Annotated in this window: 1 protein-coding gene; it reads left to right on the plus strand. The window is 79.3% G+C overall.

Features of this window, described 5'->3' with window-relative positions; translation table 11 throughout:
• The coding region (locus GTW67_RS20070; protein ID WP_524539798.1) for a UbiA prenyltransferase family protein at positions 1 to 666 on the plus strand (666 nt) is incomplete at its 5' end.
• Positions 667 to 745: the final 79 nt, after the last annotated feature.

A 745-nucleotide genomic window follows, 5' to 3' on the forward strand; every position in this document is an offset into this window, starting at 1 on the left:
GGTGTCCTCACCGGCGCCGGGCTGGCGCTCGCCGCCGGTGCGGGGCGGCCCGCCCTCGCGGTGGCCGCGCCCCTGGCGGCGACCGTCTGGGCCTACGACCTCGCCCTGAAGCACACGCCCGCCGGTCCCGCGGCCATGGCCGCCGCCCGCGGCCTGGACCTGCTGCTTGGCGCCGCGGCCACCGGCGGCGGCACCCGTGCCGCGCTGCCCTCCGCCGCGCTGCTCGGCACGCACACCCTCGCGGTCACGGCTGTCTCCCGCCGGGAGACCACCGGCGGTTCGGTCCTGGCCCCGCTGGCGGCCCTCGCGACGACGGGCGTCCTGACGCGGTTGGTCACCCACCGCCGCACGCGACTCCCGGCAGGCCGGCGGGCAGCAGCCGCCCCCGGCCTGCCGGGCTCCACCCCGGCCGGCGTCCTCGCCACCGCCCTGGGCGCCGCCTACGCGGCCACGGCCGCCCGCCCCTACTTCCATGCCGCGCTCAACCCCTCGCCTCCGCTCACCCAACGCGCCGTCGGCGGCGGCATCCGCGCCACGGTCCCGCTCCAGGCGGCCCTCACCGCCCGCACCGGAGCCGTCACCACGTCCCTCCTGATCGCGGCCCTGGCCCCGGCCGGCCGGCTCTTCGCGAGGAGGGCCGGCATGAGGAAGGTGAGCATCACATGAGCGTCAACGCGAACGCGGGGCTGAACGGGGGGCCGGAGCACGGTCCTGGCCGGTTGGCGGACCGGGACACCCGGCGTCA

This window comes from Streptomyces sp. SID5910 (assembly GCF_009862125.1).
GTDB lineage: Bacteria > Actinomycetota > Actinomycetes > Streptomycetales > Streptomycetaceae > Streptomyces.